This is a genomic window from Aeromonas molluscorum 848 (genome assembly GCF_000388115.1).
Lineage (GTDB): Bacteria > Pseudomonadota > Gammaproteobacteria > Enterobacterales > Aeromonadaceae > Aeromonas > Aeromonas molluscorum.
In genome coordinates, this window is sequence record NZ_AQGQ01000166.1 from 1 (window position 1) to 8,517 (window position 8,517).

7 protein-coding genes and 1 pseudogene are annotated in these 8,517 nt (G+C 57.7%); 3 read left to right on the forward strand and 5 right to left on the reverse strand.

All coding sequences use genetic code 11. The annotated features are described in order from the left end of the window. The coding region (locus G113_RS16985; protein ID WP_005907699.1) for a lipid A biosynthesis (KDO)2-(lauroyl)-lipid IVA acyltransferase at window positions 1-901 on the reverse strand (901 nt) is incomplete at its 3' end. Window positions 902-1,249: 348 nt separating this feature from the next. Between G113_RS16985 and G113_RS16990 the strand changes: the two genes are divergently transcribed. Together G113_RS16990 and G113_RS16995 are read left to right on the forward strand one after the other, a co-directional pair. Beyond that, complete coding sequence (locus G113_RS16990; RefSeq protein ID WP_040319350.1) at window positions 1,250-1,801, forward strand: lipoprotein; 552 nt, start codon at window positions 1,250-1,252, stop codon at window positions 1,799-1,801. Window positions 1,802-1,930: 129 nt separating this feature from the next. Next, window positions 1,931-3,928, forward strand: a complete 1,998-nt coding sequence (locus G113_RS16995) for a hypothetical protein (protein WP_005907702.1) — start codon at window positions 1,931-1,933, stop codon at window positions 3,926-3,928. 74 nt (window positions 3,929-4,002) lie between these two features. Here the strand turns inward: G113_RS16995 and glgC are convergent, their stop codons facing one another. Then, the gene (glgC, locus tag G113_RS17000) at window positions 4,003-5,283 is read right to left on the reverse strand and encodes a glucose-1-phosphate adenylyltransferase (protein WP_040319349.1); all 1,281 of its coding nucleotides are present in this window, start codon (window positions 5,281-5,283) and stop codon (window positions 4,003-4,005) included. Window positions 5,284-5,469: 186 nt separating this feature from the next. On the opposite strand from glgC, the gene G113_RS17005 reads away from it, so the two are divergent. Continuing rightward, entirely contained in the window at window positions 5,470-7,050 is a 1,581-nt protein-coding gene (locus tag G113_RS17005) for an EAL domain-containing protein (RefSeq protein ID WP_005907705.1), read from the forward strand. Here G113_RS17005 and G113_RS17010 read toward each other — a convergent pair. From G113_RS17010 to G113_RS17020, 3 genes and pseudogenes are all read right to left on the reverse strand, one after another. Then, on the reverse strand, window positions 7,044-7,538 hold the full coding sequence (locus tag G113_RS17010) for a hypothetical protein (protein WP_005907706.1): 495 nt from the start codon (window positions 7,536-7,538) through the stop codon (window positions 7,044-7,046). The genes G113_RS17005 and G113_RS17010 overlap by 7 nt on opposite strands. 127 nt (window positions 7,539-7,665) lie before the next feature. Then, a complete protein-coding gene (locus G113_RS17015) occupies window positions 7,666-8,028 on the reverse strand; it encodes a DUF2750 domain-containing protein (RefSeq protein ID WP_005907707.1) in 363 nt (120 codons plus the stop codon). Between the two features lie 196 nt (window positions 8,029-8,224). Then, window positions 8,225-8,517: pseudogene (locus tag G113_RS17020) on the reverse strand (methyl-accepting chemotaxis protein); the annotation flags it as partial.

The following is an 8,517-nucleotide window of genomic DNA, read 5'->3' on the forward strand; positions in this document are numbered from 1 at the left end:
AGATCTTGAGGAACCACATGTATTGGCCAGGGTGGCGCCTGAGCTGCCCCTCCACCATCTGGTTCATATGCAGGGTGTCGGCTTGCAGATCGCCACTCGGGTAATCGGCAAAGGGCGCCTCTATCTCGAGGCGATAGCAGTGCTGCGCCTCGTCATAGCAGGCAAGCAGCGGCACGGCCTTGGCGCCGGTCAGTTTTACCAGCCTGGGCAAGGCAGGCAGTGTGGCTTTGGCACGGCCGAAGAAGGGGACAAAGATGCTGGCCTCGCGACCATGATCCTGATCCGGAAGGTAGAAGAAGCTGCGCCCTCCCTTGACTGCCTTGATGATAGGTTTGATGCCGGCCTGGCGTTCATAGACCCGGCAACCGCTCTTGGCACGCTCACGATTGATGTGCCAGTCGAACACTGGGTTGCGGGCGCTCTTCATCATGGTGCACATTTCTATGCCCCGCTGGGCAAAGTAGTAACCGGCAGCGTCCACCGGCCAGCTGTGGGGCACGACCAGGATAACAGGGCGTCCCTCGGCCTGCTCCGCCTCGATATGATGCCAACCACTGACCTGGATACGTTTCATCAAGTAAGCGGGGCTGCGTACCGTGAACTCCCCGAAGCCAAGCAGGCTCTTGAAACCGATACGCACCGACTTGTGCAAGATGGCCTGGCGCTCTGCCTCGCTCAGCTCGGCAAAACAGATATCGAGGTTGGTATTGGCGATATAGATCTGTTTCTTGGAAAAACGCAGTACCAGGGGGGTCAGCCAGTCCGCTAACTTGTCACGCAGACACACCGGAATGAAGGCCATGACAAAGAGCAGGCCAAGTGCCAACCAGCTGAGCCAGTAGCGGGGACTGAGCAGGCGAGCTTGAAATGAGGTATCGAAAACAGGATCTGACACAGGCATGAAACGGATCAAAAAGTGGGGGGAAACATATTGTAAAGCGACTGACAGGTTATACCAGTTAATTCATCAATATCCCCTCACAGTGATGACATATCCCTGCCATTAGGCAGGAGATACCCCACTTATCTCGCTTCATCTGCATCCCTGTTGCCTTAACCGGACGGTCAGTTACCGCCCTCATCGGATGCAACCTTCACCCCGTATGAGCTACGCTCTTCATCCTGTGTCTGCCCCTTGCGCCTGTTGTTACAGTCGCTCGGCCAGCCGCTCCCGGGTTGGCGAGTTCATGGTTTATCCGTAAGATGGCAGCCTCTAACGACCATCCCTGGATACCCCATGTCAACCAGCCTGTTACGCACCCTGTTACTACTGCCATTTACCCTGCTGCTTGGCGCCTGCTCCTTGACGCAATACAACGTCAGTGAGAGCGAGATCAATGACTACCTGAAAAACCAGGTGGCCTTCGAGAAGCAGCTCGGCATACCGGGCATCATGTCGAGCAAGATCCGCCTGGACGAGATGCAAAGCCGTATCGGCCGGGCCAAGGCCGACAGAGTTGAACTCGATGCCGCAGGGGATTTGCAGGTAACCAGCCCCCTTGGCAGCCAGCAGATGAAGATCCGTCTCACGCTGAGTGCCCGCCCCGACTATGTGGCCGAGCAGGGAGCCATCTACCTGCGCGATCTCGAGCTGCTCTCGGTCAAGACGGAGCCTGCCGACATAGGTGCCGCACTGGGGCCCGTGCTGCCCTCCTTCAATCGATCCCTCGGCCTCTTCTTGAACCAGACCCCCATCTATCGCCTCGATGGCAATCACCAGAACGAGGCGCGCATCAAGGACAAGGTGGAAGGGCTCAAGGTCGAGCCGGGACGCCTGGTGATCCCTTTCAAGTTGTTGTGATTAATTCAGCCGCTCCTTCGAGCGGCTTTTTTCTTCTCATGACTGATAGCATGTCGCATAATGCACACCATTCTCATTTAGATTGATGAGAAGCGTCGCTGCAACATCACAGATAAGAAGAAGGGATACATGAACAAAACCGCACTGGTACAGGGGATCACCCTGGCGCTGCTGGGCAGTGCTGCCCACGCCGCCGTCAAGGTTGAAGATACTAGCTTCAATACCGCCGCCAACATGCTGGCCTACACCGAATTCGAACTGTCCGGTGAACCTCTGGCCGAGGCCCTTGGACTGGATCTGGATGTGCTGGATCCCAATCGCGCCGATGAGCCGACTCCCTTCGACTTCGCCGCAGGTATCGAGTCCTACGAGTATTCCGAAGAGGCGATGTACGCCCTCAACTACCAGTCCGGCATGGGTCCTCATCTGGTCAATGGCCCGCAGAACCTGGCGCGGGGTGGCACCATGGCCGCCCTCGGCGAACGAGTATTGGCGATGGCCGACGCCGTTGGCTTCCCGGCAGATGAAGTGCCACAAGGCATGTATCCCCTCTCCCTGCCCTACTCGTCGGCCAAGCCGCAGTTTGCTGGCGCCGTCAATGCCAGCCCGGTCAATGGTGACGAACTGAGCATCAAGACAGCCAAAGGCGTTGAGAAGAGCGTCAAGACGCAAGTACCTGCCTACTTCCGTGATTACACCACGCTGCGCTGGAGCGGCTCGGACAGTCTGCTCAATCCGGCAGCCGTCGGCGGTATCCTGCTCAAGGAAGTGATGTGGTCCCAGGACTTCCTCGGCGGCATGCATGTCGCCGCCACCGATGAGGAGGTCGAAGCCGCCTCCGCCTCCATGGACCAGGATGGCAAACACAAACTCGGCGTCTCTGCCGCCGATGGCTTCAACGGCATGATGCTGACCGAGCAATCCATCGACAAGCTCGCCATCTTGCAAGGCCAGCTGGGGTTTGACGGCAAACAATTGGGCGCCGCCATCACACCGCAATACGACCCAGCCAAAGGGATCGTTTACTTCCCTCATCAGGTGAAAGTGACCGAGAGCGCCAAGAATGACGTCGGCGCCATCGGCAAGCTAGATCTGGTCGATGCCTCGTCCCAGTTGCGCGACAGCTGGATGCTGCTGTGGCCACTGTCTGAGTTCTTCGCCTACAGCGATCAGCGCAGCGCCAACAGCAACCAGAATCCGGCCTTCCACGCCGTGTTCGATGGTCAACCCTTCGCCGCAGCCCCGGTTGCCAATCAGAGCGGGGATCTAAGCAAGGCCACCGCCGGTCAGGATGCCTTCTCCCTGGCCCTGAACCTCTCCAACATGGTGTTCAAAAATCTCGATGCCCTGCATTTCAATCGTAAAGCGGGCACCCTGGTCGACAGCTGGAAAGCGGGCAAACAGGGTCAGCATGTCACCACCTTCGATGCCGCCTACGCCCTGGTCGCTCTGCAGATCTTCCAGCGTGCCCAGGATGCCCTGCCGGTCGGTTATGCCGCCGGTGACAATGGCGAGCTGAACCTCAACACCCCCCAAGGCAAAGAGGCACTGGTGCTTGTCCGCAAGCAGGCCGACTTCATCCTGAACCAGTTGATGGGCAAGAACGGCTTGGTCTACGACGGCCTGACGCTCGGTGGCAAACCTGATGCAGGACAATCGGTGGATGCCCAGTTTGCCGCAGTGCGTGGCCTGAATTCGGCCTTCCTGGCGACCCAGGACACCAAGTACCGCAATGCCGCCCGTGAGCTGTTTATCGCCACCGACAAGGCTTACTTCAATGCCAAGGCGGGTACCTGGCTGGTGGGCTCTCAGGGTGACTATACCCCCTGGACCCAGGCTGCCATCTCGGGTGGCTTGCGCGCGGCCATGCTGAATCTGCGCAATACCGGTGCAGAGAACGCCCCAGCTCTGGAGCTGGCGCAACTGACGCAACGTTATGTGAGCTGGTTCCGTGGCACCGTCAACGGCGGCATGCAGATGGCTGAATGGGTGGGTGACTCTGGTGAGAACATCATCCAGGGTGCGGGCAGTGACACTGATGAAGATGGCGTGCCTCAGGTGACCGCCGCCGGAGGTCAGCACGGCACAGCCATGGTGATGGCCGCCAAGGCACGGATCAGCGAATAGATGAACCGCTGATCCGCATAACGAAAAGGGAGCGCGTTGCGCTCCCTTTTCTATTGGGGGTTGTGAACCTCGATCTACTTCTTGGTCAAGACCTGCAACATGGGTTTGGTCACCAGCACGATACCGTTTTCAGAACGGTAGAAACGACGAGCATCTTCATCGGCGTTCTCCCCTATCACCATGCCATCTGGCAGCAGACAGCCTTTATCGACCACCACACGGCGCAGACGACAGCCGCTGCCTATCTCGACGCCAGGGAAGATGATCGATTGATCCAGGGTACAGAAGGAGTGCACCCGCACGTTGGTAAAGAGCACCGAGTTGAGCACGAAGGAGCCGCTGACGATGGATCCCCCGGCAAAGATCGAGTTGATGGTCATGCCATGCTGACCATTCCTGTCCTGCACGAACTTGGCCGGTGGCGTCATGATCTGGCTGGTCCAGATAGGCCAGTTTTGATCATAGATATCCAGATCCGGTACCACTGAGGCCAGATCCATGTTTGCCTCCCAGAAGGAGTCCAGGGTACCCACATCGCGCCAATAGGGTTTCTGCCCCTCACGCGCTCCGACGCAAGACATGCTGAATGGATGGGCATAAGCCATCCCCTCGCCGACGATGCGCGGGATCACGTCCATGCCGAAGTCGTGCTTGGATTCCAGGTTGTTGATGTCCTCCTCCAGCAGTTGATAGAGATACTCGGCATCGAAGATATAGATCCCCATGGAGGCAAGGGAGGTGTCATCGCAGCCCGGCATCGCGGGGGGGTTGGCCGGTTTTTCCACGAAATCGCGGATCTTGCGCTGCTCGTCTATGTCCATGACTCCGAAGGCGGATGCCTCGCAGCGCGGCACCTCGATGCAGGCCACCGTCACTTTGGCGCCCAGGCTCACATGGTCGAGCAGCATGGCGGCATAATCCATCTTGTAGATATGGTCGCCGGCCAGCACCACTATGTATTTGGGACCGTAATCCCGGATGATATCGACGTTCTGATAGATGGCATCGGCAGTGCCTCTATACCAGTGCACCTCATCCACCCGCTGTTGAGCAGGCAGCAGATCGATGAATTCATTCATCTGATAGCGCAGGAAAGACCAACCCGATTGCAGGTGGCGCAGCAAACTGTGGGACTTGTACTGGGTGACCACACCAACGCGCTTGATCCCAGAGTTGATGCAGTTGGACAATACAAAATCGATGATCCTGAACCGGCCACCGAAGTGAACTGCCGGCTTGGCGCGATTATCGGTCAATTGCTTGAGACGACTTCCTCGCCCCCCTGCCAAGACCAAGGCCATACTCTGGTTCAACAGCTGCCGTGCCTTGGCAGTATTCATGGGCTCTAACGACATATTCACCTCGACGTCTCTGTCTCTGTTTCCATCCCATACTCCCTCTTTTCGGGGATCGTGAAAGTGGTTTCACTCACATTTACGGGATCCCGATTACCCTTATGGAAGGCTTATGCTCGAACTTAACTGCAGCATCCATACTGACTGCATGCTTTACTCTAAGCGAACCAAGCACGGGATCCTAGGATGCATTTAAAACCGTCCAAGACCATTATTCCCTATCCTCTGATGACGGTACTGATCCTGCTGGCGCAATGGAGCCTGCTTCCTGCCGATCACCCCTTGCTGGCAACCCTGGCACTGCTCGCTTGCACACTGCTTGCCCTCGCCTATGGCCGTTATCACCGCCATAAGGCGCATGAGGTAAGGCAGATGGCCCTCATCAAGTCGCTTGAGCAAGGCTCGGCGGAGCCACTACCCCCCTCACCGGAGCGCCTGGCTCTGCAACAGCTGCTCAATCGCCACAGTCTTGAGCAGGATCAGCTGCGCCAGCAACTCAACGATCTCAAGCATCGCACCGAGAAAGATCCCCTGACCCAGCTCGCCAATCGTCAACGTTTTCGTCACGATATCACCCATCTGTTACAAGAAGACCAAGGCACCCGCACCGCCATCCTGGTGTTGATCCGGGCCACCGCACTGGAGAGCCTCAATCGTCAACGTGGATTTCAGTCCGGGGATACCTACCTCAAAGACGTGGCGACCCTGATCCAGCAAGCAGCCCAGCGCTGGCCGGAACACAGGATCTATCGTATTTCGGGCGCAGACTTTGCCGTGCAGATCCATGCCATCAATAACACCCCCCTTCCTCTGCTCGGCCGGGATCTCAAGCTGGCATTCGATCTCTATCAAAACAGCCAGAAGATAGAGAGTGTGGCGTGCAGCGGCATTACCCCCATCTGCAGTGGCCAACGTATCGAGGCCATATTGGCCCGTGCCGATCTGGCGTTGGCGCGTGCCCAGACTCAAGAGATCAACGGCTGGTCCATTCAGTTGGAGGATGAATATGAGGAGGGGCTGGGTCAGCAGCAGTGGCGCCAAGTGCTCGAGCATATCATGCAGCAGGAACGCATTACGCTCTCCTACCAGCCCATCGAACTCCTCAATGGCCATCATCCGGCCTACTACAGTCTCTACCCCCAGTTCTATGGGGAAGATGGGGCCGTATTGGCCTCGGATAGCCTCTTTGCCATGGCCCAGCGTCTGGACCTGCTGATGCGGCTGAGCCAGTTGATGATACGGCACCTGATCCGCGAGCACAGAATCCTGGGGGGGCAACAGAGCAGATGGGGCATCAAACTCTCCCCCCATCTGCTCCATAACAGCAGTTTTCTCATCTGGCTGGAGCGCCAGCTCATCACTGAGCCCGATATCAGTGCGCATCTGGTCTTCGAATTCGATGAGGAGCATCTGTCCCGGCAACTGACCGGCGCCCGGCGGCTGTTTGAGCTGCTACGCCGCTGTGGCAGCCGCTCGGCCATCTGTAATTTCGGCCAGGGGATACGCTCCTTTTCCCTTTTTCAGGAGATCAAACCTGACTACCTGAAGTTGGATCCGGCACTGCTGCTCGATCTGGAGCAGGACAGTACCAACCAGAAGTTTGTGCGCATGATAGTGGAGGTGGCGCACCGCATGGGGAGCCAGGTCATAGCCGAAGGGGTAGAACAGTCGAGCCAGAAACAGCTACTGGCAAGCATGTACGTGGATGGGTTGCAAGGCTACCTCATCGCCCATCCTATGCCGGCGCCGGTCGGGCTGGCTCACTGAGTGTGCTTTAACCGCAGCAAGGTGAGAATGACATCATTGAGCTGACGATAGCGCTCCAGCTCTTTCTGATCGTAGCGAGTCGCCAGCAGGGTTGGGTTATGGCGATGCTTGAGGTAACGATTGATCTGTAATCGGTTGAACCCTGCGACCCGGTAGATCTGACCGAGCAAGGCATTGAGCTCCTCGTTGCTCAACCCGGCGCTGGCAAGATAGTCCGTCTCGGCGGGGCTGCGCTGCTGGCACGACGCCTTGGCAATACGCCCACTCTCCTGCAAATAGCCAAGCCACTGCTCAACATAGAGCGGCTTGCAGCCAGCCAGCAGATTGAAGAAGCCCACGGCATCGCAGCGGCACTCGCTCAGTAGCAGAACGGCCAGATTATCGTCGGTACAAGTGAAGCTTACCGGGCCACTCTGACTCCAATCCAGAGCCTGCACCCGGATCTCGCCGCACTCCCCCTCAACTCCCGTCACCTCGAATACAAACATGGCGCTTCCTTTGGCAAAACGTTCATGATGAACCATAGGAGGCAGCGCTGCAAAGGCAAAACGCCCATAAAAAAACCTGCGACGAAGCGCAGGTTCAATGCAGGTAGCGTGATGGGGTCGCTAACCTTCAGGCATCCAGTTCAACCAGCGCCTTGGCCAGTTCGATAGGCTCGAGCTCCTGGCCTTCCAGCTCCGCATTCCAGTTCGGTCCAACCAGGACATCATCTTCGTCCAGATCACCAATCCAGATATCGAGAAACTCTTCCAGATCGATGAGCTCAGGCTCATAGTCGGCCCACTCATCGACGCAGTGCAGACGGGCATCCCCTTCTGCAGACCAGAGTGGCATCACATCGGCATCTTCAAATTCGGCGGAGCGGCACACCACCCAATCCTCACCGTAGCGCAGGCCCCACAGCTGACCCGACTCACGGACCTCTTCGATAAACAGTTGGAAATTGGCGTCAAGGTTGTCAGTTAGCTTGCTCATGGTGCTCTCTCTTTCGGGCTGCCGGGGCCAATGCTGGCCAGGTTGGGGCAAATGGTGTCCCAAAAGTGCAGCGGACTCAAGTCAAATCCCTAAAAAGGGGGGATCCGGGCCATATCCCCCCAATTAAGCGGCGATAAGGCGCGGATCCACACAATAGTACCGCTCTTGCGCCCCAATATCCCTGACGCGTCGGGGATCAGGTACGGTATTGACTCACTAGCGCACTCAACTCATCGCTCGAGTGTGCCAACGCGCTCGTCGCCTGCTCCGTCTGGCAGTTCTGGGCCTGCGCTTCCCTGGCCTGCTGGGAGATGGAGACCAGGCGGTGATTTATCTCATCGGCCGCCTTGCTCTGCTCGCTGGCGGCATTGGCTATCTGGGCATTCATCTCGGTGATGGTGTCGACCACCTCGTTGATGGCATGAATGGCGCCGCCAGCGTCGCTGGCCTGATCGGCGGTGGCACGTGACAACTGCTGCAGCTGGTCGA